The organism is Arthrobacter liuii (assembly GCF_014639275.1).
Taxonomy (GTDB): domain Bacteria; phylum Actinomycetota; class Actinomycetes; order Actinomycetales; family Micrococcaceae; genus Arthrobacter; species Arthrobacter liuii.
In genome coordinates this window covers 133,477-157,931 of record NZ_BMFW01000007.1, presented here as the reverse complement: position 1 = coordinate 157,931, position 24,455 = coordinate 133,477, and the positions used below count along the sequence as shown (strand labels likewise).

Here is a 24,455-nt window from a genome sequence, read left to right as displayed (position 1 = left end):
GGAGCCGCCACCGTTGCCGTTGCCGCCGCCGTTGCCGTTGCCGCCGCCGTTGTTGGAGCCGCCACCGTTGCCGTTGCCGCCGCCGTTGTTGGAGCCGCCACCGTTGCCGTTGCCGCCTGCGTTGTTGGTGCCGCCACCGTTGCCGTTGCCGCCTGCGTTGTTGGTGCCGCCACCGTTGCCGTTGCCGCCTGCGTTGTTGGTGCCGCCTGCGTTGCCGTTGCCGCCTGCGTTGTTGCTGCCGCCGCCGCCGTTGCCGCCTGCGTTGTTGGTGCCGCCCGCCGGCTGCGCAAGCACCGGGGGCATCACTGTATTGTTCTGACCGTTCCCGCCTGTGCCCTTGATATTAAATTCCAGCGGTATCACGGCGCTTCCGCCAGGGTGGGCGAGTACCACTGGGTCGGAAGATGCGATGGCGGGTGCTGTGAGGCTGATCAGGCCGAGACCCACCACCCCCATTGTGGCTAAGGTGCGTTTCATGTTTTCTCCCCATATATGTGGCGAAGGGACCATGGTGGGGAAAGGGCAGCGGTGACGCCGTATGCCCCAGCAGCACGGTCAGCTTGCTTTGAGATTTCAGGCTAGGGGTGCCGTCTGAGGCAGTCGCCAGTAGGGGGTACTCGTCTTTTCCTGGTGCCGTCGGGCCAAGTTACCTGCGCGTACCCTAAAGGCGCCCGGGCACACCTGCTTCTTCGAACGGACCTTGTCCGCCGCCAATGCCGCGCCTAACGTTCTAAATGAAGCAAGGAGAGGCATCGTGGAAATCTTCATGTGGTGGCTGGACCTGGACCTGGCCAGCAAGGAGTGGCTGCGGCAAAACCTCAATTCAGAGGAGCTTCCGCTTCCGGTCCTCCAGGGCATTGCGGAGGCAGGTGGTCCGCATCCGGACAATCCCGCTGCCGTACTGACCACCGCGGACTGGGACTTCATCGAGACACAGTCGGAGTTCGTGGACTGACCCGCGCCTACTCGGGTGGGGAGCCCCCGGGGCCGAAAACCGTTGCGCGCCAGCTCATCCGGTGGTTGCATGGTCGGCATGGCAACGGCGGCAGAATCATATGTCCTGGCAATCGGCACCAAGAAGGGGCTGTGGCTGGCCACGAGCCCGGACAGGCAGGAGTGGTCCTTCACCGGCCCGCATTTCCTGATGGCGGAGATTCCCAGCATCGGCATCGATACCCGGGAAGGCCGCACCCGGATCCTGGTGGGGGTACGCAGCCCGCACTGGGGACCCACGGTTGCACACTCCGATGACCTTGGCGCCACCTGGTCCGAACCGGAACAGGGTGCCATCAAGTTCCCGGAGGACACCGGCGCTGCACTGGACCGCGTATGGCAGATCTACCCCGACGCCGAGTCCCGTCCCGGAGTTGTGTGGGCGGGAGCCGAACCGATCTCCGTCTGGAAATCCACGGACGGCGGGGAGCACTTCGAGCTGAACCGTGGCCTGTGGGACCACCCGCACCGGAGTGAATGGGGAGCAGGCTACGGCGGGGCCGCGGCCCATTCGATCCTGGTGGACACGGTGGGTGAAACGGTGCATGTTGCCATGAGCACCGGCGGCGTTTACCGCTCGCTCGACGGCGGCACTTCCTGGGAAGCGCGGAATAAGGGCATCTCGGCCTACTTCATGCCGGACCCCAACCCGGAGTTCGGCCAGTGCGTGCACAAGATCGCCGCGGATGCCGCAGTGGAAGGACGGCTTTACGCCCAGAACCACCATGGCGTGTACCGGACGGACGACAACGCGGACAGCTGGAACTCGATCGCCGAGGGCCTGCCCGCGGACTTCGGCTTCGTGATGCTCACCCATCCCCGCCGGGACGGCACGGCCTGGGTGGTTCCCTTGAAGGCCGACGGCGAACGTATCCCTCCCGACGGAAAGCTCGCCGTCCACCGCACGGACGACGCCGGGAACACCTGGACGCGGCTCAGCACCGGCCTTCCTGAGCATGAATACAACAGCGTGCTCAGGGACGCCGCGTCGGTGGACACGGCAGAGCCGGCCGGCCTCTACTTCGGCACGCGTGGAGGTGCCGTCTACGCCAGCGCGGACGAAGGAGCGACGTTCAGGGAGGTGGCCTCCCACCTGCCGGATGTCCTGTGCGTCCGGGCGGCAGTGGTGGCCGGTGCCTGAGATTTTACTGCTGCTTCCCAGCGTCCTGCAGCCCCTGGCCGGCGGCCAGTCCGTCCTGGCAACGCCCGCCGACGGGCCGGTGACGGTGGCAAGCCTGCTTGACGCGGTAGCCGTGGACTATGCCGTCTTGGGCCGGCGGCTCCGCGACGAAACCGGTGCACTGCGGAGGTTCGTCAACATCTATATCGACGGCGACGAGGTGCGGCGGCTGCACGGCCTGGATACGGAGGTTGTGCCGGGCCAGGAAGTCCTGGTGATCCAGTCGGTTGCGGGCGGCTGATCTGCCCGGAGCCCTGATGGCCAAGCGCATCCCAGATCGTTGACAATTTCGTCTGCGATCCGTACCGTCGGTTCCGTGCAGCGGTGATCAGCTGCATCCATTCCCAGCGATGATGCGACAGGGAGGTACAGGGTGGCAGCGAGCCTGAGCCTCAAGGACGTCAGCCTGCACTTCGGCGGGGTCAAGGTGCTGCAGGACGTAAGCTTCGACGTCGAGCCAGGCGTGATCTTCGGCCTGGTGGGCCCGAACGGTGCCGGCAAGACATCCCTGTTCAACTGCATCAGCGGCCATTACAGGCCAAGCTCCGGATCAATCTCCATCGACGGAACCGAAGCCTCCGGAAGTCCCCCAGCCCGCCTGGCCCGCTTGGGACTGGCACGGACCTTCCAGCACCCGGCGCTCCAGCTGAACGCCTCGGTCCTGCAGAACGTACTCCTTGGCGGGCACACGCGGCTGCCCGGGGGCCCCGTTTCCTGGGCGCTCAGGTTGCCGTACACCGCCCGGTCAGAGCGCGCCATCCGTACCGAAGCGCTGGAACTCCTTGACCGGGCCGGACTGGCCTGGGCCGCTGACCTGCCCGCCGATGAGCTCTCCCATGGGCTCCATAAAGGCGTCGAACTGTGGCGTGCGCTTCTTTCCAGGCCCGCGCTGCTCCTGCTCGACGAGCCGGCAGCCGGGCTCTCGCACGGCGAAGTGGAGCAGCTCATTGCCACCGTCAAACGCCTCCGCACCGAGCAGGACATCACCATCATCATCGTGGAGCACCACATGGGACTCATCTCCGCGCTGACCGACCGGGTGGTGGTGCTGGACCACGGACGCAAGCTCATGTCTGGCACGGCAGCGGAAGCCCAGTCCGATCCCCGCGTTATCGAGGCCTACATCGGGAAGGACGCCGCGGATGACGCTGCTTGAACTCACGGTGGTGACCGCCTCCTACGGGCCACTGCAGGTCCTGGACGGGGTCTCGCTCAGCGTGCCGGAGGGCGGGTCCGTAGGAATCCTCGGCGCTAACGGGGCCGGCAAGACCACCACCCTTCGCGCCATCAGCGGAACCGTCAGGACCGGCGGCCGGATCAGGTTCGATGGCCGGGACATCCGCGGCCTCCGGCCGGACCAGGTGGCAGCGCTCGGAATCGCCCACGTGCCGGAGGGCCGCGGCACCCTGGGCCAGCTGAGCGTGCGCGAGAACCTGCTGGTGGGCGCCTACCTGCGCAAGGACCGGAAGGCCGTCGCCGGCGACATTGACTACTGCCTTGACCTGTTCCCGCAGCTGCAGGACCGGGTGGGGTCGCGCGCGGCGGCACTTTCCGGCGGTGAGCAGCAGATGCTCGCCGTAGGCCGCGCGTTCATGGCCAAGCCCAAACTGTTGCTGCTGGATGAAGCCTCACTTGGGCTGGCGCCCAGCACGGCCAAGGCGGTCTACGAGGCCATCCGCCGGCTCCGGCTCGAGTCCGGAATCGCCATGCTGGTGGTGGAACAGAACGCGAACCTGGCATTCTCGCTGGTGGACACTGCCACCGTCCTTGAAACGGGCCGCAACGTGCTCACTGGCAGCTCAGCTGAACTCAAAGGCATGGACGAAATCCGCCGCGCCTACCTGGGGGGTTGACGCGCATGGGAACCTTCATCCAACTCGTCGTCGACGGCCTCGCCACCGGCTCCATCTACGCCGCCCTGGCCCTGGCAATTGTGCTGGTCAACCAAGCCACAGGCCTGATCAACTTCGCCCAGGGCGGCATGGCCGTGCTGTCCGCCTACATCGCCTACGTGTTCGTCCAGCTCGGCCTGCCGCTGCTCCTGGCCATCATCATCTCCGTTGTGCTGTCCTTCCTGTTCGGCGCATTGGTGGAGCGCTTCCTGCTCCGCCGGTTTGAACGGGGCGATCCGGACACGGCGGTGGTGGTGACCATCGGCCTGCTCACCCTCGTGACCGGCATCTCCGCTGTCTTGTGGGGCTACAACAACCTTGCATTCCCGTCGCTCTTCCCGTTGACAAGCGTCGAGATTCTCGGGGCGGTGGTGAGCGTCAGGTCACTTGCCACTGCCGTGACCATTGTTGTGATCATGGTGGTCCTGCAACTGCTCTTCCTGCGCACCAAGCTGGGACTGGCCCTCCGCGCCGTTGCCGACAACCCGGCGTCGGCTGCTTTCTCCGGCCTGCCGGTGGGCCGCCTGCTCATGGTCGGCTGGGGGCTCGCGGCCACCCTCGGGGCGATCGCCGGCGTCCTGGTGGCTCCGCAGCTCACCCTGACGCCCGGCATGCTGGACACGGCCCTGGTCTACGCGCTTGCCGCCGTCATCCTCGGCGGCCTGAGCAGCCCCATCGGCTGTGTGGTGGCGGCGTCGGCCATCGGTGTCCTGGAGAACCTGGTGGCGGTCTATATCCCCCTCATCGGCCACGACCTCAAGATTGCCGTGCCGTTTGCCCTGATCTTCGTCATCCTCATCATCCGTCCACAGGGCCTGTTCGGCAGGAAGGTCGTGGTGAGGGTCTGATGAGCACCGCCGCCACCGTCCGCCGGCCACGTGTCCGGATGATCCTCACCGCCGTTCTGGCAGTTGCACTGATCGCCGCCCCACTGGCTTTGCCGGCCTTCGCCAACCAAACGCTGATCCGCATCGGTGTCTACGCTGTGGCGGTGCTGGGGCTGAACATCGTCATGGGATACACGGGCCAGGTCAACCTCGGACAGATCTTCTTTGTGGGACTGGGCGCCTACGTCACCGCGTACGGCGTCAACCACGGCTGGAACATCCTGCTGGTGTTTTTCGCAGCGTGCGCCGTTGCCGGCCTGGTGGGGCTCCTGGTAGCCCTGGCAGCCGCCCGCCTCGGTGGCCTGGCCATCGCGATGGTCACCATCGCACTGCCCATCGTCGGCGTCCCCCTGGCCAAGCGACTCTCCGACTTCACCGGCGGCTCCCAGGGAACCTCCGCGAGGTTTACCGACGCCCCGGATTGGTCCGGGCTGGACAATGACCAATGGCAGTTCTACATCGTGCTGGTGGTGTCGGCCGCGGCGTTCCTGCTGGCCAGGAGCCTGGTCCGGGGCAAGTACGGGCGGGCCTTCGCGGCGGTCCGTGAAAATGAGGCTGTTGCCGCTTCCATGGGCATCTCGCCCTACCGCACAAAGGTCCTCGCCTTCACCATTGCCTCCATCTTCGGCGGCGCAAGCGGCTTCCTGTACCTCGCAGCCGTGCAGTACACCTCCCCGGAGACCCTCAGTTTCGGACACTCCATCAGCCTCCTGGCCGCCATGGTCATCGGTGGTGCGGGAAGCATCGCCGGTTCGCTCCTCGGCGGCGCCTACTACGTCTTCGTTCCGCAACTGACCAACGCCATAGATCCCAACCTCACCACCGTCAGCCAGGGTGCCATCCTCCTCGCGGTGCTGTTCCTGTTGCCCGGCGGCCTGGTCAGCCTTCCCCGGGTGGTCCGCAGGCTTACCCGCCGCAGTGCCACCCGCCGTTCCACCGCCCGCCCAGCAGCGGAGACTTCCCAGCAGACGCCTCCGGCGCAGCATCCGGTACCGGATGCTGCGCCGGAGGGACCAGAACAAACAGAGAGGCAAGATGGACCATGAAGATGAGAAAGAAGCCAGGCGGGGTACTTGGCATCGTTGCGGTGACGGCCGCCGTCGCGCTCTCCCTGTCAGGTTGTAGGGGCGACGGCGGCGGGCAGGGCGGCGGCTCGGCGTCCTCCCCGGGGATCACGGACTCGGCGATCACGCTGGGGATCACCACACCGCTCAGCGGCGCAACCGCCGGGCCGGGCAAGTGCACCGTTGCCGGTGTTTCGGCCTACTTCGGTGCCGTGAACGCTGCGGGCGGCGTGAAGTTCGGCGACGGCAAGACGCGGACCGTGAACATCAAGTCCTATGACGACGCCTACGATCCGCAAAAGTCGCTGGCGAACTTCCAGCAGATGGTGTCCGACAACGTGTTTGCCGCCACCGCCGGCCTGGGTACGCCGACCAACCGGGCGTTCCGCGATGCCGCCATCAGCCAGAAGGTCCCGCAAGTGCTGGTGATGACCGGTGACCCGCTGTTCAGCGACCGGAAGCAGAGCCCCTGGCAGCTGGGCTTCGTGCCTGTCTACCAGAATGAGGGTGCCGCCTTCGGGAAGCTCCTGGCGAAATCGGGAGCGCAGCACAAGGTGGCCATCCTGTCGCAGAACGATGATTACGGCAAGGGCTACGTGGCGGGCTTCAAGGATTCCATCAAGGGCGCGTCCAACATCTCCGTGGTGGGGGAGCAGACCTACGAGGCCACCGACACCTCAGTGGATGCGCAGCTCACCCAGCTCGCTTCCTCCGGCGCGGACGTCTTCTTCAACGCCATGTCCATCACGCCGCTCACCATCGCGTCACTGCAGAAGGCGCAGCAGATCGGCTGGAAGCCCATCTGGTTCCTGCCATCCAACACGTCCAGCCCGACGGCGATCCTCGAGCCCGGCGGTGCAGCCGCCTACCCGGGGATCTACTCGGTGTCGTTTGCGAAGGCGCCCCAGAGCCCGGCGTTCGCCAAGGACCCCGACGTCGTCAAATTCCTTGACGAACTGAAGCAGTACGGAAACTACCCGGACATGCCGGCGTTCCCGCACTGCATGTGGAGCTACATGGTGGGGGCCACGCTTGAGAAGGCCTTCCAGAACATGAAGGAGCCCACGCGGGACAGCTTCATGACGGCGCTGCGGGACATCAAGGGCCTGAAGGCACCACTGATGCTCGAAGGAACGTCCGTTGACACCACGGTGGACGGCCAGCCGGCGGTGTCCTCGGTGGTGGTGCAGAAGTACAACGGCAAGGGCTATGCAACAGCCGAAAACTTTGGCTGACTAGGCCCGGGCGGCGCTTGGCTCCGGACCGTTTGGCACCGGCCCGGCTCCGCCCTCGGATTCCAGGCTGTCGATGAGCTCGAGCCCCCGCCGGGCCCATGCGATCTCCGCGTGGGCCCGGTCCACCAGCCCCTCGTAGGTGAACCGTTTGAAGGCGATGGTCCGCTCGCGGTCCGCCGGATCGGTCACGGCCAGGCGGCGCACCAGCATCGGGTTGTCCACCTGGGCGATGCGGTGGAGTTCACCTTCCCACTGGGCGAGCTCGGCCTCCCACTGTTCCGTGTGCCTGCGGAAGAACGCGCGGGCCGTCTCAGGGGAGGCCGCCTCCAGGTAGGCGGCCCGCAAATGGGCAGGATCGCGGACCCGCGCATACTCCAGGGGGGTTTGCATCCATTCGAGAAAAGCCCGGTCCCCGGCTTCGGTCACATGGTAGACGCGCCGGGTGGCGCGCTGGCCCCTGGGCTGCTCCTCACCCTCGATCAGGTTCTCTGCCTCCATCTTGCGGAGCTCAGGATAGATCTGGGAGTCGGGGGCATGCCACACGTGCCCCACCGACATGGAAAACTGCTTCTGCAGTTCATAGCCTGACAGCGGGCCCACGCGCAGCAGGGCAAGCAGCGCGTACCGAAGGCTCATGCGGTACCCCTCCAAGGGCTCAAGGAAAGTGCGGGGGCACCTGCACCCCCGCACACCAGGGTCCCCAGCCTAGGCCGACTGATAGTTCGTCCGCCACCCGCCCTGGTACGTGGCACGTGCCACGGTGGAGTAGGGGACCGGGCTGACCACGGCCCGCACCTCCGTCTGCACATGGGGTTCGACGGCGGCCTTGGCAGTTCCGCCGTTGGGTTCGCCCCACACGACCTTCAGTTCCGTGCCTTCGGGGACCTTGGGATCGATGGTCGCCAGCGAGAGTGCCCGCCGTTCATTGGCGCTGTAACCCGTGAACATTGAGTACCCCACCACGGTTCCGTCGGCATCCACCACGGAGTCGTAGTTGGCCGAGCCGTAGTTGGCCAGGGGCAGGTCGAAGAACTTGTAGCTGGGCCCGTCCACGTTGAACAGCGACGCGAAAATTGCTGTGACATCATCGCCGTCCCACGCCAGCGTGACCTTCTTGCGCTGTGAGGCCGGGTCGATCTGCTGGAGTGCGTCGCGGCCGATGAAATCGTGGTCGAACTTGACGAACGAGCCGTAGCCCAGCTCCCACGGGGTCAGGTAGTAGTCCTCGATGTTCCCGGACACGAAAGACCCGGCCAGCGTTCCGGTGGCTTCGTAACCGTCCGCGGGCAGCCATTCGCGGTAGCCGCGCTCCGCCTCACCAGTGTAAATGGCGGGCAGCGGTGACGGGATCCAGCCGGACTCGAGGGTATTGGACGGATACGCCCGGGAGCCCACGGGGACCAGCCCGAACTCGGCGCCGGCCTCGACGATTGCTTCCCGGATCCGGTCGTGGTCCGCGTACGGACCCCAGACCTCCAGGCCCGGGGCGCCGGCCATGCCGTGCCGCAGGGTGTGGACGGTGGTCCCGGCGATGGCCATGGTGGACATGTTGAAGAACTTCAGCTGCTCCAGCGCGCCGCCATTGAGCTTTTCGATGACCTGCCACGCGCTGGGCCCCTGGATTTGGAAGCGGTAGTACTGGCGGTTCACGGGGTGTCCATAAGGCCGCGACGGTGAGCGACGGTCCACGGTGATGTCCAGGTCCCGGTAGCCGCCTGTCTCGCCGTGGTAGAGCAGCCAGTTTGCTGCCGGCGAGCGGCCAACATACACGTATTCGTCCTCCGCCTCATGGAAGAGGATGCCGTCGCCAATGACGTGGCCGGACTCAGTGGTGGGCACATATTGCTTGGCCTTGTCCACCGGGAACGTGGCGGTGGAGTTGATGGCGGTGGCGGTGATCAGCTTGATGGCATCCGGGCCCTTCATGAACAGGTTGTCCATGTGGTGGGACTGGTCGTAGAGGACGGCTGTCTGCCGCCAGGCGGTCTGTTCCTTGATCCAGTTCTGGAAGTCGGCCGGCACCACCGGATAGATGTAGGAGCCGATCTGGGAGTTGCGGAGGAGGTCCACCGCGCCTTTGGATGCGTCGAGGACTTCCTGCAGATTTTTCGGTGCCACGTTGAACCTCTTGTTCTGTATCGGATTGCTGGTGGTATCAGAAGACGATGGTTTGGTTGCCACATCGGCAGGACTGGCCCTTGCGGGACTCAGTGTGCAGCGCCCTGGCGTCCCGCCTGGCCAGCGTCGGCGGTGAAGTGCCGGACCCAGTCGGCCGTGGCCAGCAGGCCGCCGAAAGTGTAGAAGTGCAGTCCAACCTGCCCGGGCAGGTGGTGGCCCTGCCCGGGTGCCCGTTCGGCCAGAACGGCGGCCAGATCGTTGACGAACCGGTCCGGGCCAGCGTCCCCCATGAGGTTGGCCAGCGAGAAACCGTATTTCTTGACGATCATCGCATTGGCTCCCACCCCGAACCGGCGCGCAAAGCCGAGGAGCCGTTTGATTCCCGCCGGCCCGGGCGTTCCCACCCGGATCGGTGCCATTATGCCCCTGGACCGCACAGCATCAATCCAATCGGCCACCGGATCGGTGTCGAAGGCGAACTGGGTGAGGATGGCGGCGTCGATATCCTGTTCGGCGAGGGCCGCGGTCTTGTCCGCCAGGGCCCGCCAGAGAGTTTCCGTGGAGATATCCGGATGGCCTTCCGGGTATCCGGCGATTCCCACCTCCCGGACTCCAAACTGCTGCAGGAGTCCGGTGTTGATCAGCGCGAGCGAGTCCTCATACGGGCCCTCCGGTTCAGCGGGGTCGCCACCGACCACGAAAAGATGCTCGGTGGCATCCACCTCCTGGAGGCGCCGGAGGAATCTTTCGAGGCCGCCCTTCGACGCCAGCCGCCGGGCTGGGACGTGCGGCACGGGGACGAAGCCGAGGTCCCGGACGGTCTTCGCCGCGGCGACGCGCATCTCCAGGTCCTCGTTGCCGAGGAAGGTGACGTTGATGCGGGTGCGGGGCGGTATTTTGTCCTTTGCCTCGATGAGTGCGGCGATGTCCTTGCCGGTCATCTCCAAAGAGAAGTTTTTGATGAGTTCCAGGGATGCTGCCCGGTTTGGGGCGGGCATGATTCGAGTCGCCATCAGGTCATCCTTTCGGCGGGTGCAACGGTGCACCCACCTCCAAGATTACCTATGGGCATAGGTAATGTCGATAGTTACCTACTACAGCCCTGGCCGGCCACGCACGGCCCGACGCCGGACTACCCTGCTGACGCTTCCGGCTCAAGGTGGGCAATGGCGCGGGTGTCCTGGAAGGCCCGGACCCCCTCGATGCCTTGTTCCCTGCCCATGCCGGACTGCTTCATGCCGCCGAACGGCGCCCGCAGGTCCAGCCGGGTGGCGCCGTGGTCATTGACCCAGACATAGCCGCAGACCAGTTGTCCGCCCACCCGGTCAGCGGCCGCAGGGTCGGCGGTCCATACCGAACCGCACAGACCCGCCCAGGTTGCGTTCGCCGCCTGCACTGCCTCCTCCTCGGTGTCGAAGGGGATCAGGGGAATGACGGGCCCGAACTGTTCCTGGGTGACGACACGCAGCGAGGGGTCGGGACCGATCACCAGCGCGGGGCGCAGGAAGTTTCCGCCCCGCAGTTCAGGGTCCGTGGGAAGGGTTCCGAACTCCCTCACATCCGCGCCTGCTTCCTTGGCCTCCTCGATGAGTTCGGCCACGAATGCCTTCTGCACAGGCGAGTGCAGCGGACCCATGGTGGTCCCCTCGTCGAGCCCGTAGCCGAGCACTGCCTTCCCAAGCCGCTGGGAGAGCCCGGCCACCAGTTCGTCCAGGCGGGAACGGTGGACGTAAACCCGCTTGGCGTTCATGCAGATCTGGCCGGTGGTGTCGAAGATGGCGGCGTAGAGCCGGTCCAGGTGGGTGTCATCGAGCACTGCGTCGGCGAGGATGACGGCGGCGTCGTTCCCGCCCAGTTCAAGCGTCACCCGGGTGAGTGACTTCGCGGCCATCTCCATGATGCGCTTGCCGCCGCCCACGCTTCCCGTGAAGCACACCTTGGCAACGTCCGGGCTGGTGATGAGCGCAGCCACGTCCGCGTCTTTGCCCGTCACGACGTTCAGCACCCCCGGCGGCAGTTTTTCGGCGATCCGCTGGACCACGCGGGTGGTTGCCAGCGGCGCCGTGGGTGGCGGCTTCACGATTGCGGTGTTCCCTGCCAGCAGCGCGTGCGGAAGCGAGGCCGCCAGGATGGCGATGGGCCAGTTGAACGGCACGATCACCGTCACCACGCCCAGCGGCTGGAAGGTGACCGATGTGGAGACGGGGATTCCCGGCGCAGGCGGCAGCACCTTGGGGGTGTCGACGTCGGGAGCCAGTTCCAGGGCGAGGTTCCACCGGATCTCGAACACCAGGGAGTCCACCCAGGCTTCCATGCGGATCTTTCCGTTTTCCTGCGACAGGAGGGCGGCATCCTCATCACGGAAATCGGCGATGCCTTCCAGTGCCTGCCGCATCTGGTCCGCCCGCTCCTGCGCGGACAGGGTAGCCCACCCGGGATAGGCGGCCTTGGCCGCCGCGATGGCGTCCTCGACGTCGGCCGCGCCGGCTGCCGCTGCGTGGCCGACGATGGCCCCGGGTTTCCCCGGATCAACAATGTCCATGGTGGCGGCGGCCTGGCGTTCGGTGCCTCCGATGTAGAGGCCCGTGGTCACCGGGGCGGATGTGTCCACTGTATTGGTCATGATGTTGCACCTCTCTGTGCGGTACTGCCGGGATCCTTTAATTTTCTCACTGGCGGACGTTCGGCGTTCCGTGCGTATGGAACGTCTCGATGGTCTTCATGCCCCAGGCCTGCCCTTTCCTGCGCTCCTCCTGGCTCCACTCCACCACTGGCTGGTCGGGGTCCAGCAGCAGGCGGGCCCCGGCATTGGCCAGTTCGATCCGGTTGCCCCCCGGCTCCCAGACGTAGAGGAAGAATGTCTGGTTGATGGCGTGTTTGTGGGGCCCGGACTCGATGTGGATGCCGTTTTCAAGGAAGACGTCCGCGGCCTTCAGGATGTCTTCACGGGTATCGGGGGCGAACGCCACATGGTGGAGCCGGTTGCCGTGCTTGAGCCAGTCGTCGGAGTACACGATGTCGTAGGACTTGTTGTTGAAGTGGAACCACCAGGCGGCGTAGCCGCCGTCGTCGAGCCGGATTCGCTCGCTCTCCCGCCCCCGCAGCGCGCCGGCCACGAATTCCCCGTTGGCCACCACGTCCTTGGCGAGGAAGTTGATGTGGTCCAGACGCCGGGCGTTAACGCCTCGGCCGGGGAAAGCCGAAGCCTGGTTCTTCAGTGCGGGCTTGTCGTCCGTTGCTTCATACCGTTTGCTCTCGTAGTAGATGCCCATGCGGTGCCCGTCCGGGTCCCGGAACGCGTAAGTGGGTCCGGTCCCAACTTCCCCGTCCTCCCAGCCGATGCCCAGGCCGGTGGCTTCGATGGCGGCGACCCTGCGCTCCAGCGCCTCCTGGCTGGTGGTCCGGAAGGTGGTGCGTCCGACGCCGGCATCGGCTGATGCGGTGAGCTTCAGGGTGTAGAGCTGGTACTCGTCCCAGGTCCGCAGATATACGGATTTCGTGCCGTCGCTGCTGGACTCTGCCACCACGCGCATGGCGAGCAGGTCGCGGAAGAACCAGAGGCTCTCCTCGAAGACGGGGGTCAGTAGTTCCACGTTCCCCAGGTGGGCGACGTCGAACGAGGTGTACCCGGTCATGGAGCTGTCCCTTCTTAAGGTGGTAGTGCAAGGTGTCATAGGCGTGGGCGCGGAAAGACGCGTCCGTCGAAAATCTTGCGCGCTGTCCTGAGTGCAGTCGAGCGGGTCACGGTGTAGCCGTCCGTGGTGGAGTCGACGGCCACCTCGACGTCGAAGTGGCCGGAAGGGTGTTCCACCCGGAGAGGTTCGCCCGGCAAGGGAAGCGTGGCCAGGTCATGGCCTACGGATCCTTCAGCCAGTACCCCCGCCGCCACTGTGAGTGCTCCAAGGACGCCGATGGAAGTGTGGACGCGCACGGGGAGGAAGCTTCGGGTGGCAATGGATCCGCCGGCCCGCGGTGGCGCCAGCAGGACCAGCTTGGGGACAGTGGCACCGCTGACATCGCCCATGCCCATCAGGTCCGCCGCCGTTAGGCGGAGCCCTGCCAGCCGTTGTGCCAGGCGTTCGTCCGCCTCAAGGTCCGCCGGGGCCTCTTCACCCGTAAGGCCAAGGTCGGCGGCGCGCATGAGGACGCTTGGCATTCCGTTGTCAACGCAGGTCATGTCCACCCCCTCCGCGTGATCCAGTACCTTGCCCGTGGGGAAGAGGGCGCCCGTTGATGATCCGGCCGTGGCCTCGAAGTTGAGCCGGATGGCCGCCGCCGTGCCCGGGACGCCGTCGATCGCCACCGCACCCCCTGACGCCGGACCGCCGTCGTAGTCCACCACTCCGCCGGGGGTGGCAAACCGTGCGGTGGCAACGCTGCCGGTGTTAACCATTCGGATGCGCACGTCCGTGTGGCCGTCGGAGGCCGGCACCAGGCCCCGCTCGACGGCGAACGGGCCTACTGCTGCAAGGATGTTTCCGCAGTTCTGCCGGCTGGTAACCAGCGCCGTATCGACGCCCACCTGGAGGAAGAGGTAGTCGATGTCCGCGCCGGCGTCCTGGGAGCGCGCGATGACCGCGACCTTGCTGGTCAGCGGATGTGCCCCGCCCAGCCCGTCCACCTGGCGTGGGTCGGGAGAGCCCATGAGCCTCAACAGCACGTCATCCCGTTCCCCCGGATCGGCAGGCAGGTCGGAGGCGAGGAACAACGCACCCTTGGAGGTCCCTCCCCGCATGAGGAGGCAGGGGATCCCCTCTGTTTCGGGCATTTCCACCCTCGCGTTCCACGGCGGGCATGGTGCCTGGATGGCCCATGGTCAGTCCTTTCCGGCGGACAGTGCCAGAAAAGCATGCTCTGGAACTCTGGTCAAGACATCCGATACAATTTTGTTAGCAATCGCGTTGGTACTGGACGTCCCGGCTACTCCCCACCGTGGACCGAACGATGGAGTTCGCAGTGACAGGAATGCCGCAGTGACGGAAAGTTTGCAGGAAGCGCTGGACCGGGCGGATTCACCGGTCCAGCTTTTGCGCGATTCGCCCGCCAGCCCGCACGTATTCCCCGTGCGGGCCGAGTTCAGCAACTGGCGCTCCGAGCAGAGGTCCTGGCGCACCACCTGTGCCCTTCTTGACCAGTCCCACCATATGACCGACCTTTTCCTGTCCGGGCCGGGCGCGGAGGGCCTGCTGCGCGGGCTCGCGGTGAACTCCTTTGCACATTTTCCCGTGGACCGGGCCAAGCAGTTCATCGCGGTGAACCTCGCCGGGCAACTCATTGGCGACGCCATCCTGGCCCACCTCGACGAGCACTCCTTCAACCTCGTGGGGCACCCGATGGCGCTGGACTGGGTGCAGTACCACGCCGAGTCCGGAGACCACCGCGTGGACGTTTCCCGTGACGGGAATTCCATCGTCCGCGCCGGTGATCCGCGCCTGTTCCGCTACGAGCTCCAGGGGCCCACCGCCGTCGCCATCATCGAAAAGCTCACCGGCGCCCCGGTGCCGCAGATTGGTTTCTTCCACATGGGGTGCTTCCCCATCGCGGGGCTCGAAGTCCGGGCGATCCGCCATGGCATGGCGGGACAGCCAGGGTATGAGCTGTTCGGGCCGTGGGCCCAGGGCGGACGCGTCAGGGATGCGCTGCTGCAGGCCGGTGCGGAATTCGGCCTGACCCCGGTGGGAGCAAAAGGCTACTCGACGGCGAACCTTGAGTCCGGGTGGGTGCCCTCACCGGTGCCGGCAGTCTTCACGGACGAACGGTTGCGGGCCTACCGCGAATGGCTTCCGGCTTCCGCGGCCGGCTCACTCGGGGGAAGCTTCGACTCCGCGGACATCGAGGACTACTACCTGACCCCCTATGACCTGGGCTACGGCCGCTCGGTGGCGTTCGACCACGACTTCGTGGGCCGGGACGCGCTCGAGGCGCTTTCCCGCACCTCCTCCCGCCGCAAGGTGACCCTGGTCTGGAACCCCGGCGACGTCGAGGAAGTGATGGGTTCCATCCTGCGCCCAGGGCTTCCCGCCAAGTACATGGAGCTGCCCAAGGCCCGCTACGCCCTGTACCAGGTTGACCGGGTGCTCCACGACGGCAGGACCGTTGGCCAGTCCTTTGATTGCGGCTACATCGCCAACGAGCACTCCTTCGTTTCCCTGGCGGCTTTGGACGGTGTGGAGGATGGTGCGGAGGTTACCGTGCTCTGGGGCGAAGAGCCCAACTCGGCCAAGTTGCAGGTGGAACCGCACCGGCAGGTCCCCGTACGAGCCACCGTCGCCCCCGCTCCCTATGTCCAATACGCACGCGAGGGCTACCGCACCACCCACTGAACCGCGCCACCCACCGAACAGAAGGAGAGAGCCAATGGCTTCGAAGTCCCTGCAGGATGTGCTCGACGCGGCAGGCAACACCGTTGAACTGCTGCGCAACTCCCAACTGGGCACCTATATCTATCCGGTGGTCCCCGCTGAGTTCACCAACTGGCGGCGCGAACAGCGTGCGTGGCGTGAAACTGCGGTGCTCTACGATCAGTCCCACCACATGGTCAACTTCTTCATGAAGGGTCCCGATGCCCTGAAGCTCCTCTCGGACACGGGCGTCAACAGTTTCGCCAACTTCCCGGTGAACACCGCCAAGCAGTTTGTGCCGACGGCCTCCAATGGCGGGGTGATCGGCGACGGCATCCTGTTCCACCTGGCTGAGCAGGAGTTCGTCTATGTGGGCCGTGCGCCGGCCGCCAACTGGCTCCAGTTTCACGCAGGAAACGGCGGGTACGACGTCGAATGCACCTACGATGACCGGTCGCCGTCGCGTCCCTACGGCCAGGCCGTCAGCCGGAAGTTCTACCGCTTCCAGATCCAGGGCCCCAGCGCCTGGCAGATCATCGAGAAGCTCAACGGCGGAACGCTTGAGCAGGTGAAGTTCTTCCACATGGGCCACCTTGATATTGCCGGCCAGCAGGTGCGGACGCTGCGCCACGGCATGGCGGGGGCGCCTGGGCTTGAAATCTGGGGACCCTATGAGCAGCACGGCAGGATCCGCGATGCAGTGCTTGAGGCAGGGGCGGAGTTCGGCCTCGAACCGTGCGGGTCGCGGGCCTACTCCTCCAACACGCTGGAATCGGGCTGGATCCCTTCGCCGCTGCCGGCGATCTACAGCAGCGACGCCGAGCGCGCCTACCGCGAATGGCTGCCGGCAACAAGCTACGAGGCAGTGAACGCGCTCGCCGGCTCGTTCGTTTCCGGCAACATCGAGGACTACTACCTGACACCGTGGGAGCTGGGCTACGGCTCGTTCGTGAAGTTCGACCATGACTTCATTGGCCGGGATGCCCTCCAGCGGATCGAGCCGGCAGGCCAGCGGAAGAAGGTGACCCTCGCCTGGAACGACGAAGACCTTGCCAAAATCTGGGCGTCGTTCCTGGACCGCGACAACCCGGGCTACCAGTTCTTCGACATCCCCAATGCCAACTACGGGTCGTCAAATTACGACTCGGTGGTGGACGCGGATGGCGCAGGGGTGGGCCTGTCGCTGTTCACCGGGGTGACGGCCAACGAACGGCGCGGCCTTTCCCTGGCCACGGTGGACCCAAACGTGGAGATCGGCACCGAGGTCCGCGTCGTCTGGGGCGAACCCGACGGCGGATCCCGCAAGACCACGGTGGAGCCGCACGAACAGATCAGCGTCCGCGCCGTGGTCAGCCCCGCCCCGTACGCCGTCACCGCGCGCACCGAGTACCACGGCGGCTGGCGGACCGCGGCCGCCGGTGCCCGGTAGGCCGGAGGGAACGGACGGCGCGTCCGTTGCCGTCCTGGGCCTCGGGGAAGCCGGGAGCATCTATGCCCAGGACCTCGCCGCAAAGGGGTTGCGGGTCACGGCAACGGACCCCGTGGTCGGGGCGGTCCCGCCGGGTGTGGCCGTGGCGGGAGACATCACCGCGGCGGTGGCGGGGGCCGGCCTGGTGCTCAGCCTGGTAGGCGGGCAGGCTGCGGAGCGTGTCCTCGAGGAGGCGCTGGTTGCCATGGAGGCGGGTGCCATCTTCGCGGACCTTAACACCGCGGGGCCGGCTACTAAGCGGCAGCTCGCAGAACGGGCTGCCCGAAAAGGCGTCCTGTTCGCCGATGTGGCCATCCTGGCGCCCGTTCCCCGCGGCCGGATCGATTCGCCCCTGCTGATTAGCGGCACGGGGGCGGATGCGCTGGTGTCCCTCTTCACCGGATGGGGCGTCCCGGCCACGGGTGCAGGCGGCGAAGCGGGTACTGCGGCCGGCCTGAAGCTGCTGCGCAGCGTGTTCATGAAGGGTCTGGCGGCTACCGTCCTGGAGTCGGTCACTGCCGCCGACGCGGTAGGGGCAAAGGACTGGATCATCAGCCAGATCGAAGCGGAGCTGGGCCCGTCAGGCCAGGCGCTGGTGGCGCGGATGCTGGAGGGGACCCGGCAGCATGCTGTACGCAGGGAAGTGGAAATGTCCGAGGCGAGGGCCTTCCTTGAGTCGCTGGGAGCTGCGCACCCGGTGACAGACGCCACGATCGAATGGCTGCATTCCCTGGCGCACCAGCACCGGCTCCAGGATGAGGAACAGAGTGCGGACAGTCCTTCCTGACTACGCCCGCCGCCCATGTCCAGGATCCGCTTACGCCACCCGCCATACGCTGCACTCGTCCGTATTGATTGCTTTCCGCACCCCCGTGATGCGGTCCAGGATCCAGACCACGCCGATGCCGGGCGCCGTTTCCTGCACGCTGCCGCGGCGGATCACCACGTCGTCGTAGGAGGGCCCCACCGAGAGGCGGGCTTCGATTTCGTCACCGCGATGGAGCTGGTCCAGGGCGCGGACTCGTGTTACATGCGTGGTCGCTTTCTTCAACATCGCGGGGGCCTCCTGGCTGGAGCTGGTGCCGGCTCTTGCCTGCACTACCAAGTGTGGGCCGGGAATGTTGCGTACCGGTTTCCTGGCGGTTAGGGCGCGGTTAGTTCTTCGCGCCGCCCCGGTTTCACGCTGCTTCCCCGCTCCGGTAGGCCGCCAGGAAGGTTGAAATCCTGCGGACAGCTTCCCTGATCTCCAGCACCGACGGGAGGATGACAAAGCGGAAGTGGTCGGGTGTGGGCCAGTTGAAGGCCGAGCCGTGGGAAACGAGGATCTTCTGGTCCCGGAGCAGGTCCAGGACAAACTGCTCGTCACTGGCGATGGGGTAAAGCTCGGGGTCCAGGCGGGGGAAGAGGTACATGGCGCCCGACGCCGGTATGCAGGTCACGCCGGGAATGGCAGTGAGGAGCTTGTGGGCGAGGTCCCGCTGCTCGCGCAGCCGCCCGCCGGGCTTCACCAGCGCCTCGATGCTCTGGTAGCCGCCCAGGCAGGTCTGGATTGCGTGCTGGGCAGGGACGTTGGAGCACAGGCGCAGCGAGGCAAGCAGTTCCAGGCCTTCACGGTAGGCGGCGGTGGCCGCGAGCGGCCCGGTAATGGCCACCCATCCGGCCCGGTAGCCCGGCATGCGGTAGGCCTTGGACAAGCCGCTGAAGGTCAGGCAGCAGATGTCTTCGGCCACGGCGGCAATGTGGATGTGCGTGGCATCCCCGTACAGCACTTTCTCGTAGATCTCGTCCGAGAACAGGACCAGGTTGTGCTTCCGGGCCAGGCCGGCGAACTGTTCCAGGATGTGCCGGGGGTACACGGCGCCGGTGGGGTTGTTCGGGTTGATGATCACAATGCCCTTGGTGCGGCTGGTGATCCTGGCTTCCACGTCGGCCATGTCCGGCCACCAGGTCTCCGCCTCGTCGCAGAGGTAGTGCACAGGCGTGCCGCCGGTCAGCGTCACGGCGGCGGTCCACAGGGGGTAGTCCGGTGCCGGGACCAGGATTTCGTCGCCGTTTTCCATGAACGCCTGCAGGCACATGGAGATCAGCTCGCTGACGCCGTTGCCAATGACGATGTCCTCCACGCCGATGGTCATCAGGCCGCGCGTCTGGTAGTACTGCGAGATCGCTGTCCGTGCCGTGAAAATGCCCTTCGAGTCGCTGTAGCCCTGGGCCCCGCGAAGGTGGTGGATCATGTCCACCACCACGGACTCCGGTGCTTCCAGCCCGAACGGCGCCGTGTCACCGAGGTTCATCTTGAGGATCCGGTGCCCCTCGGCCTCCATGTTCTTGGCAGCCTGGAGGATCGGCCCCCGGAGCTCGTACCGGACGTTTTCAAGCTTGCTGGAGTGCTGCATGGCGTGCATGGTTGATCTTTTCACAAAGCACGACGGCGGGCGGCTGGGTTGGCCATTCCGTGGACGCGTGGTGGCGCAACGCTCCTTATCCGATAAGTTGTGGACTTGTAGTACTGCCTTCCTGCGGTGGTGCACGGCAGAACCGGAAGGAAGTACCCCAAGTGGGCGGTGTGCTCATCGGACTGGCGGTGATCGGCGTCGTCATTGCCGTTGGATACATCGCTGCGCGCTGCGGGCTGGGCGATGAACCCACCATCTCGGCACTGACCCGCACCGCGTTCTTCATCACCAATCCGGTGCTGCTCTTCACGGTGGTGCTGAAGTCAGACCTGTCCGTGGTCTTCTCCGCCTACGTCCCGCTTGCCATGATCACGGCCGCGGTCACCGCACTGCTGTATGTGGCCGCCAGCCGCATCTGGTTTCGAAGGCCGCTGGCTGAAACGGCCGTTGGCGCGATGGCAGGCTCCTACGTCAACGCCAACAACATCGGCATCCCCATCACGCTCTATGCGCTGGGGGACGCCACCCCTGTCGCTCCCGTCCTGCTGGTCCAGTTGCTCCTGTTTGCCCCGCTTGTCCTGACCCTGCTGGACCTCTCCGCCGCTGGCCGGTTCTCGCCCCGGCTGATGCTGACGCAGCCCTTCCGCAACCCCATGATCATCGCTTCGCTCCTGGGTGTAGTCCTGGCCGCGTTCCATGTGAAGTTTCCGGAGCCGGTGATGGCACCGCTGGCGCTCCTAGGGGGTGCGGCCGTCCCTGTGGTGCTGCTGGCCTTCGGCATGTCGCTGCACGGAACCAAAATGCTTCGAAGCGGTGGCAACACCGCCGAAATCCTCACTGCCACGGCACTCAAGTCCGCCGTGATGCCCGCGGTGGCGTTCGTCGTCGGCCGGTTCCTGTTCAACCTGGACCACCACATGCTCCTGGGCGTAGTGCTCATGGCGGCGCTTCCCTCAGCCCAAAATGTGTTCCTGTTTGCCAGCAAATACGGCCGGGGCGTGGCCGTGGCCCGGGAAACCATCCTGCTCTCCACGGTCGCCGCGGCGCCGGTGCTGGTCCTGATCGTCTGGTTGCTGGCCGCCTGAAAGCCGGGCCCGCGCCATGCCGCCCTACCGCCCGGGGCGCCGGCCGGGCAAGAATGGGCACATGGAACTTCCCGTGATGCCGCCCGTCCCGCCCATGCTCGCCAAGGCCGTCAGCGGCATGGACGGCATTCCGGGTGGCGGGGACCTCAGCTATGAGCCCAAGTGGGACGGCTTCCGGTCCATCATCTTCCGCGACGGCGACGACCTGGAGATCGGCAGCCGCAACGAGAAACCCATGACCCGCTACTTCCCGGAACTGGTGGCCGCGCTCAAGGAAAACCTGCCGCCGCGCTGCGTGGTGGACGGCGAGATCATCCTGATCGGCTCCTCCGGGGACAGGCTCGACTTCGACACCCTGCAGCAGCGCATCCACCCCGCCGCCAGCCGGGTGAAGTTGCTGGCCCAACAAACCCCGGCCAGCTTCGTGGCCTTCGACCTCCTGGCCCTGGGCGACGACGACTACACGGGCATGCCCTTCTCGGAGCGGCGGGCTGCGCTGGAGAAGGCACTCGCGGACAGCAAGGCACCCGTCCACCTCACCGCCGCCACCACTGACAAGGACACCGCCGCGCAGTGGTTCGAGCAGTTCGAAGGGGCCGGCCTGGACGGCATCGTGGCCAAACGCCTGGCCGGCAGCTATGAGCCGGACAAACGGGTGATGTTCAAGGTCAAGCATGAGCGCACCGCGGACTGCGTGGTGGCAGGCTACCGGCTCCACAAGAGTGGTCCTGACGTCATCGGGTCCCTGCTGCTGGGGCTGTACAAGGAGGACGGCGGCCTGGCCAGCGTGGGCGTGATCGGCGCCTTCCCGATGAAGCGCCGCATGGAATTGTTTGACGAGCTCCAGCCGCTGGTGACGGACTTCGAGAACCACCCGTGGGCGTGGGCCAAGCAGGAAGAGGGGGAACGGACGCCGCGGAACGCCGAAGGCAGCCGCTGGAGCGCCGGCAAGGACCTGTCCTTCGTGCCGCTCCGGCCCGAACTGGTGGTGGAGGTCCGCTACGACCACATGGAGGGCGAGAGGTTCCGCCACACGGCGCAGTTCAACCGCTGGCGCCCGGACCGCGACCCGGAATCCTGCACCTACGCGCAGCTGGAGGAGCCGGTGAACTTTGACCTGGCCTCGGTGCTGGAGACCGGCCGTTAGCCGCAGACTGGCCCAGTTTTAACGGGGGAGAGCCCGCCATTTGGGGGAATGGCGGGCTCTCCGGCCTGAAAACAGGGCCAGTCTGTACGCGGCGGACGGCTTATTTGAGGCCGAGCTGCTTGGTGGGGATCCGGAAGGATTCCCTGGCAGTGAGGGCCGAGACGGCGGCAACGGCACAGATGATGGCGGTGAAGATGCTGATCTGCACCCAGCCGCCGGGCTTGATGCCACCCATGGCGGCGACGATTGCCGGGGCGAACCCTGCCATCAGGAAGCCCAGCTGGGTGCCGATGGCCAGGCCCGAGAAGCGCACCTTGGTGCTGAACATTTCGGCGTAGAAGGACGGCCAGACGGCGTTGGCTGCTGCATAGCCACCCGAGAAGTAGCCGATGGCGGCGAGGAACATCAGGGGCACGCTGCCGGACTCAAGGCTGAGCAGGAATACGGGGGTTAGGACTGCGCTGGCCAGGGCGCCGTAGATGAAGACCGGCTTGCGGCCGATCTTGTCCGCCAACATGCCGAAGAGCGGCTGCGTGCCCAGTGCCACGATGTTGGCAGCCACCACCAGCCACAGGGTGGTGGTGCCGTCCACGCCGGCCACGGTCTTGGCGTAGCTGATGGCAAGGGTGCCGAAGACGGTGGAGACGGCGGCGATGAAGGCGCAGCAGATCACGCGGAGGACGTCGCGCCAGTGGCCCTTGAGCAGGTCGGCCACGGGGAGCTTGGCGATCTCGGCATTCTTGCGGGCTTCCTCGAAGGCCGGCGGCTCGTGCAGGGTGCGGCGGATGAGGAATGCCACGACGACCACCACGGCGCTGAGCCAGAACGGGATCCGCCAGCCGATGCCGAACTTGATCTCATCCGGCAGGGCCAGGACCGGGATGAACACCAGGGCTGCCAGGATCTGGCCGCCCTGGGTGCCGGTGAGGGTCCAGGAGGTGAAGAAGGAACGGCGGTTGTCCGGGGCGTGCTCCAGGGTCATGGAGGAGGCGCCGGCCTGCTCGCCTGCGGCGGAGAGGCCCTGGCACAGGCGGGCCAGCACCAGCAGCGCCGGAGCCCACCAGCCGACAGTGTGGAAGTCCGGCAGGCAGCCGATGACGAAGGTGGAGGCGCCCATCAGGACGAGCGTAAACAAAAGGACTTTCCGCCGGCCGATCCTGTCGCCGAAGTGGCCCAGGATGATGGCGCCGATGGGTCGTGCCACATACGCGAACCCGAAGGTGGCGAAGGACATGATGGCGGCGTTGGCATCGGCACTGGGGAAGAAGACCGTGGGGAAGATCAGTGCTGCGGCGGAGCCGAAGATGAAGAAGTCGTAGTATTCGACGGCGCTGCCCAGGAAGCTGGCGACGGCTGCCCTCTTGGGCGTCCCGGCGTGGGTGAGGGCACCCTCCCCGGCGGACGGAAGTGTCTGGCTCATGGTGTTCCTTTGGTGTGACGACATTGTCGCGGATGGATCTGGGGGGTTCGCAGCCGCCGTTGCCTTGGTGCGGGCCGGGGGTGCGGCTGGAGTCCGGACGAAAGACCCGGCGTTCGTAGCCACATGGTGGGAGCTACTGGTGCGATATAGAAACTATGACTGTGAGGACAGTCACCTGTCAAGAAAATAATCACCATCTAGAAATAGCTCTCACATTGTGGCAACATGGGGGCATGAGTGTGAACCAAGCCACAGCGAACGATGGTGTTCAGCCCGGCCCTGTCCAGCCGGACGGCATCCAGCCCGCCCCTGGGGAGTTGCCTGCGGAGTTGGACAGCGGCCCGAAGGCCGGCGGGAAGAAGACGGCCGACCGGACTGACATGGTGGGCAAGGCGCTGGGACTCCTGGTGCTGCTGGGGGAGGAACCCCGCGGGGCAAGTGCCGCCGAAATATCCCGCCGGGCGGAACTGCCGTTCAGCACCACGTACCGGCTGCTCGGCTCCCTGGCGCGGGACGGCTTTGTCGACTATGAGCCCGACGGCCGCCGCTACCACTTGGGACTCCGGATCTTCCAGCTGGGCCAGCGCGTCTCCAACCATCACGGTTTCGCCGGCACCGCCATGCCCGTTTTGCGCAGGGTGACCGCTGAAACGGGTGAGGCGACCATCCTCAGTGTCCGCGACGGCCAGCATCACCTGACGGTCAGCAAGGTGGACGGCCCGCAGATCTTCCGGGTGACCAGCGACCCCGGCCACCTGGGCTCCCTGTCCACCACCTCGGTGGGAAAGGTGCTGGTGGCGTTCGCCGAGGACGCGGAGCGCGAAAGGCTCCTGGCGGAGTTGCCGCTGGAGCAGCTCACCGCGAAGTCCGTCACGGACCGGGACGCCTTCAGGGCCGAGATTGCCCAGGTCCGCCGCCAGGGCTACGCCGTCATGGATGAGGAAAACGAGGCCGGCATGCGCGCCGTGGCCGTGCCGCTGCTCAACAGCCAGGGGCACGCCTTCGCGTCCCTGGCAACCGCCGTGCCGGTCTTCCGCCTGGGCCTGGACGAGCTGATTGCGCATGTGCCCCTGCTGCAGGAAGCCGCCGCGGAGTTGGCTGCCAGGCTTCCCCAGCGCTAGCAGCCAGTGCTTTATGTCTGTTTTTGAATTCCCGTTGTTCGCATCTAGAACAAGAGTGCGATAAGTGAACATCTGTTGTACCGTAATCCCTATCACCCCGCAGCGCGG

The 24,455-nt window shown here is 66.0% G+C and carries 23 protein-coding genes and 1 pseudogene; 14 read left to right on the top strand and 10 right to left on the bottom strand.

Features of this window, described 5'->3' with window-relative positions:
• A pseudogene (locus IEW19_RS10435) lies at positions 1-477 on the bottom strand (hypothetical protein); the annotation flags it as partial.
• Positions 478-754: 277 nt separating this feature from the next.
• Here IEW19_RS10435 and IEW19_RS10430 point away from each other — a divergent pair.
• From IEW19_RS10430 to IEW19_RS10395, 8 genes are all read left to right on the top strand, one after another.
• Positions 755-955: a hypothetical protein gene (locus tag IEW19_RS10430; RefSeq protein WP_188571557.1), complete on the top strand. Its 201-nt coding sequence runs from the start codon at positions 755-757 to the stop codon at positions 953-955.
• 69 nt (positions 956-1,024) lie between these two features.
• Positions 1,025-2,134: a WD40/YVTN/BNR-like repeat-containing protein gene (locus IEW19_RS10425; protein ID WP_188571556.1), complete on the top strand. Its 1,110-nt coding sequence runs from the start codon at positions 1,025-1,027 to the stop codon at positions 2,132-2,134.
• Positions 2,094-2,414: a MoaD/ThiS family protein gene (locus IEW19_RS10420; RefSeq protein ID WP_373283586.1), complete on the top strand. Its 321-nt coding sequence runs from the start codon at positions 2,094-2,096 to the stop codon at positions 2,412-2,414. The genes IEW19_RS10425 and IEW19_RS10420 overlap by 41 nt, the downstream gene beginning before the upstream one ends.
• Positions 2,415-2,546: 132 nt before the next feature.
• The gene (locus IEW19_RS10415; RefSeq protein WP_188571554.1) at positions 2,547-3,329 is read left to right on the top strand and encodes an ABC transporter ATP-binding protein; all 783 of its coding nucleotides are present in this window, start codon (positions 2,547-2,549) and stop codon (positions 3,327-3,329) included.
• Positions 3,316-4,026, top strand: coding sequence for an ABC transporter ATP-binding protein (locus IEW19_RS10410; RefSeq protein ID WP_188571553.1), 711 nt, complete (start codon positions 3,316-3,318; stop codon positions 4,024-4,026). The genes IEW19_RS10415 and IEW19_RS10410 overlap by 14 nt, the downstream gene beginning before the upstream one ends.
• Positions 4,027-4,031: 5 nt before the next feature.
• A complete protein-coding gene (locus IEW19_RS10405; protein WP_188571552.1) occupies positions 4,032-4,913 on the top strand; it encodes a branched-chain amino acid ABC transporter permease in 882 nt (293 codons plus the stop codon).
• A complete protein-coding gene (locus IEW19_RS10400; protein WP_188571551.1) occupies positions 4,913-5,998 on the top strand; it encodes a branched-chain amino acid ABC transporter permease in 1,086 nt (361 codons plus the stop codon). The genes IEW19_RS10405 and IEW19_RS10400 overlap by 1 nt, the downstream gene beginning before the upstream one ends.
• Positions 5,999-6,000: 2 nt before the next feature.
• Positions 6,001-7,251, top strand: coding sequence for an ABC transporter substrate-binding protein (locus tag IEW19_RS10395; RefSeq protein WP_188571550.1), 1,251 nt, complete (start codon positions 6,001-6,003; stop codon positions 7,249-7,251).
• Here the strand turns inward: IEW19_RS10395 and IEW19_RS10390 are convergent, their stop codons facing one another.
• The 6 genes from IEW19_RS10390 to IEW19_RS10365 all read right to left on the bottom strand — a co-directional run bounded on the left by IEW19_RS10390 (position 7,252) and on the right by IEW19_RS10365 (position 14,137).
• The gene (locus IEW19_RS10390) at positions 7,252-7,887 is read right to left on the bottom strand and encodes a PadR family transcriptional regulator (protein ID WP_188571549.1); all 636 of its coding nucleotides are present in this window, start codon (positions 7,885-7,887) and stop codon (positions 7,252-7,254) included. It abuts the gene before it with no gap.
• A 69-nt stretch (positions 7,888-7,956) separates the two neighbouring features.
• The gene (gene ligM / locus IEW19_RS10385) at positions 7,957-9,369 is read right to left on the bottom strand and encodes a vanillate/3-O-methylgallate O-demethylase (RefSeq protein ID WP_188571548.1); all 1,413 of its coding nucleotides are present in this window, start codon (positions 9,367-9,369) and stop codon (positions 7,957-7,959) included.
• A gap of 89 nt (positions 9,370-9,458) precedes the next feature.
• Positions 9,459-10,382, bottom strand: a complete 924-nt coding sequence (locus tag IEW19_RS10380; RefSeq protein ID WP_188571547.1) for a methylenetetrahydrofolate reductase — start codon at positions 10,380-10,382, stop codon at positions 9,459-9,461.
• 119 nt (positions 10,383-10,501) lie between these two features.
• Positions 10,502-11,992 (bottom strand): aldehyde dehydrogenase family protein, encoded by a 1,491-nt coding sequence (locus tag IEW19_RS10375; RefSeq protein ID WP_188571546.1) that lies wholly within the window; start codon positions 11,990-11,992, stop codon positions 10,502-10,504.
• Between the two features lie 46 nt (positions 11,993-12,038).
• On the bottom strand, positions 12,039-13,004 hold the full coding sequence (locus IEW19_RS10370; RefSeq protein WP_188571545.1) for a VOC family protein: 966 nt from the start codon (positions 13,002-13,004) through the stop codon (positions 12,039-12,041).
• Positions 13,005-13,039: 35 nt separating this feature from the next.
• The gene (locus IEW19_RS10365) at positions 13,040-14,137 is read right to left on the bottom strand and encodes a 4-oxalomesaconate tautomerase (protein ID WP_188571544.1); all 1,098 of its coding nucleotides are present in this window, start codon (positions 14,135-14,137) and stop codon (positions 13,040-13,042) included.
• Positions 14,138-14,342: 205 nt separating this feature from the next.
• Here IEW19_RS10365 and IEW19_RS10360 point away from each other — a divergent pair, with 205 nt between their 5' ends.
• The 3 genes from IEW19_RS10360 to IEW19_RS10350 are packed head-to-tail and all read left to right on the top strand — an operon-like array spanning position 14,343 to position 17,965.
• Positions 14,343-15,692, top strand: a complete 1,350-nt coding sequence (locus tag IEW19_RS10360; protein ID WP_229748417.1) for an aminomethyl transferase family protein — start codon at positions 14,343-14,345, stop codon at positions 15,690-15,692.
• Positions 15,693-15,726: 34 nt separating this feature from the next.
• Positions 15,727-17,139, top strand: coding sequence for a vanillate/3-O-methylgallate O-demethylase (ligM, locus tag IEW19_RS10355; RefSeq protein ID WP_188571543.1), 1,413 nt, complete (start codon positions 15,727-15,729; stop codon positions 17,137-17,139).
• Positions 17,129-17,965: an NAD(P)-binding domain-containing protein gene (locus IEW19_RS10350; RefSeq protein WP_188571542.1), complete on the top strand. Its 837-nt coding sequence runs from the start codon at positions 17,129-17,131 to the stop codon at positions 17,963-17,965. The genes ligM (IEW19_RS10355) and IEW19_RS10350 overlap by 11 nt, the downstream gene beginning before the upstream one ends.
• 30 nt (positions 17,966-17,995) lie before the next feature.
• On the opposite strand, the gene IEW19_RS10345 is transcribed toward IEW19_RS10350, so the two are convergent.
• Both IEW19_RS10345 and IEW19_RS10340 read right to left on the bottom strand, forming a co-directional pair.
• Positions 17,996-18,232, bottom strand: a complete 237-nt coding sequence (locus IEW19_RS10345; protein ID WP_018762891.1) for a hypothetical protein — start codon at positions 18,230-18,232, stop codon at positions 17,996-17,998.
• Positions 18,233-18,356: 124 nt separating this feature from the next.
• The gene (locus IEW19_RS10340) at positions 18,357-19,583 is read right to left on the bottom strand and encodes a pyridoxal phosphate-dependent aminotransferase (protein ID WP_188571541.1); all 1,227 of its coding nucleotides are present in this window, start codon (positions 19,581-19,583) and stop codon (positions 18,357-18,359) included.
• A gap of 152 nt (positions 19,584-19,735) precedes the next feature.
• Between IEW19_RS10340 and IEW19_RS10335 the strand changes: the two genes are divergently transcribed.
• Together IEW19_RS10335 and IEW19_RS10330 are read left to right on the top strand one after the other, a co-directional pair.
• Entirely contained in the window at positions 19,736-20,659 is a 924-nt protein-coding gene (locus IEW19_RS10335; protein ID WP_188571540.1) for an AEC family transporter, read from the top strand.
• 61 nt (positions 20,660-20,720) lie between these two features.
• Positions 20,721-21,806: an ATP-dependent DNA ligase gene (locus tag IEW19_RS10330; RefSeq protein WP_188571539.1), complete on the top strand. Its 1,086-nt coding sequence runs from the start codon at positions 20,721-20,723 to the stop codon at positions 21,804-21,806.
• A gap of 100 nt (positions 21,807-21,906) precedes the next feature.
• Here the strand turns inward: IEW19_RS10330 and IEW19_RS10325 are convergent, their stop codons facing one another.
• Positions 21,907-23,226 (bottom strand): MFS transporter, encoded by a 1,320-nt coding sequence (locus IEW19_RS10325; protein ID WP_188571538.1) that lies wholly within the window; start codon positions 23,224-23,226, stop codon positions 21,907-21,909.
• Positions 23,227-23,606: 380 nt separating this feature from the next.
• On the opposite strand from IEW19_RS10325, the gene IEW19_RS10320 reads away from it, so the two are divergent.
• Entirely contained in the window at positions 23,607-24,347 is a 741-nt protein-coding gene (locus IEW19_RS10320; protein WP_229748421.1) for an IclR family transcriptional regulator, read from the top strand.
• Positions 24,348-24,455 lie beyond the last annotated feature (108 nt).

Bases quoted from the DNA above. Each gene is read 5' to 3' on its own strand.
- IEW19_RS10400 (WP_188571551.1), top strand. From the start codon at position 4,913: ATGAGCACCGCCGCCACCGTCCGCCGGCCACGTGTCCGGATGATCCTC.
- ligM (WP_188571543.1), top strand. From the start codon at position 15,727: ATGGCTTCGAAGTCCCTGCAGGATGTGCTCGACGCGGCAGGCAACACC.
- IEW19_RS10375 (WP_188571546.1), bottom strand. From the start codon at position 11,992: ATGACCAATACAGTGGACACATCCGCCCCGGTGACCACGGGCCTCTAC.
- IEW19_RS10325 (WP_188571538.1), bottom strand. From the start codon at position 23,226: ATGAGCCAGACACTTCCGTCCGCCGGGGAGGGTGCCCTCACCCACGCC.
- IEW19_RS10380 (WP_188571547.1), bottom strand. From the start codon at position 10,382: ATGGCGACTCGAATCATGCCCGCCCCAAACCGGGCAGCATCCCTGGAA.
- IEW19_RS10330 (WP_188571539.1), top strand. From the start codon at position 20,721: ATGGAACTTCCCGTGATGCCGCCCGTCCCGCCCATGCTCGCCAAGGCC.
- IEW19_RS10425 (WP_188571556.1), top strand. From the start codon at position 1,025: ATGGTCGGCATGGCAACGGCGGCAGAATCATATGTCCTGGCAATCGGC.
- IEW19_RS10395 (WP_188571550.1), top strand. From the start codon at position 6,001: ATGAGAAAGAAGCCAGGCGGGGTACTTGGCATCGTTGCGGTGACGGCC.
- IEW19_RS10410 (WP_188571553.1), top strand. From the start codon at position 3,316: ATGACGCTGCTTGAACTCACGGTGGTGACCGCCTCCTACGGGCCACTG.
- IEW19_RS10390 (WP_188571549.1), bottom strand. From the start codon at position 7,887: ATGAGCCTTCGGTACGCGCTGCTTGCCCTGCTGCGCGTGGGCCCGCTG.
- IEW19_RS10370 (WP_188571545.1), bottom strand. From the start codon at position 13,004: ATGACCGGGTACACCTCGTTCGACGTCGCCCACCTGGGGAACGTGGAA.
- IEW19_RS10365 (WP_188571544.1), bottom strand. From the start codon at position 14,137: ATGCCCGAAACAGAGGGGATCCCCTGCCTCCTCATGCGGGGAGGGACC.
- IEW19_RS10340 (WP_188571541.1), bottom strand. From the start codon at position 19,583: ATGCACGCCATGCAGCACTCCAGCAAGCTTGAAAACGTCCGGTACGAG.
- IEW19_RS10420 (WP_373283586.1), top strand. From the start codon at position 2,094: ATGTCCTGTGCGTCCGGGCGGCAGTGGTGGCCGGTGCCTGAGATTTTA.
- IEW19_RS10405 (WP_188571552.1), top strand. From the start codon at position 4,032: ATGGGAACCTTCATCCAACTCGTCGTCGACGGCCTCGCCACCGGCTCC.
- IEW19_RS10345 (WP_018762891.1), bottom strand. From the start codon at position 18,232: ATGTTGAAGAAAGCGACCACGCATGTAACACGAGTCCGCGCCCTGGAC.
- IEW19_RS10320 (WP_229748421.1), top strand. From the start codon at position 23,607: ATGGTGGGCAAGGCGCTGGGACTCCTGGTGCTGCTGGGGGAGGAACCC.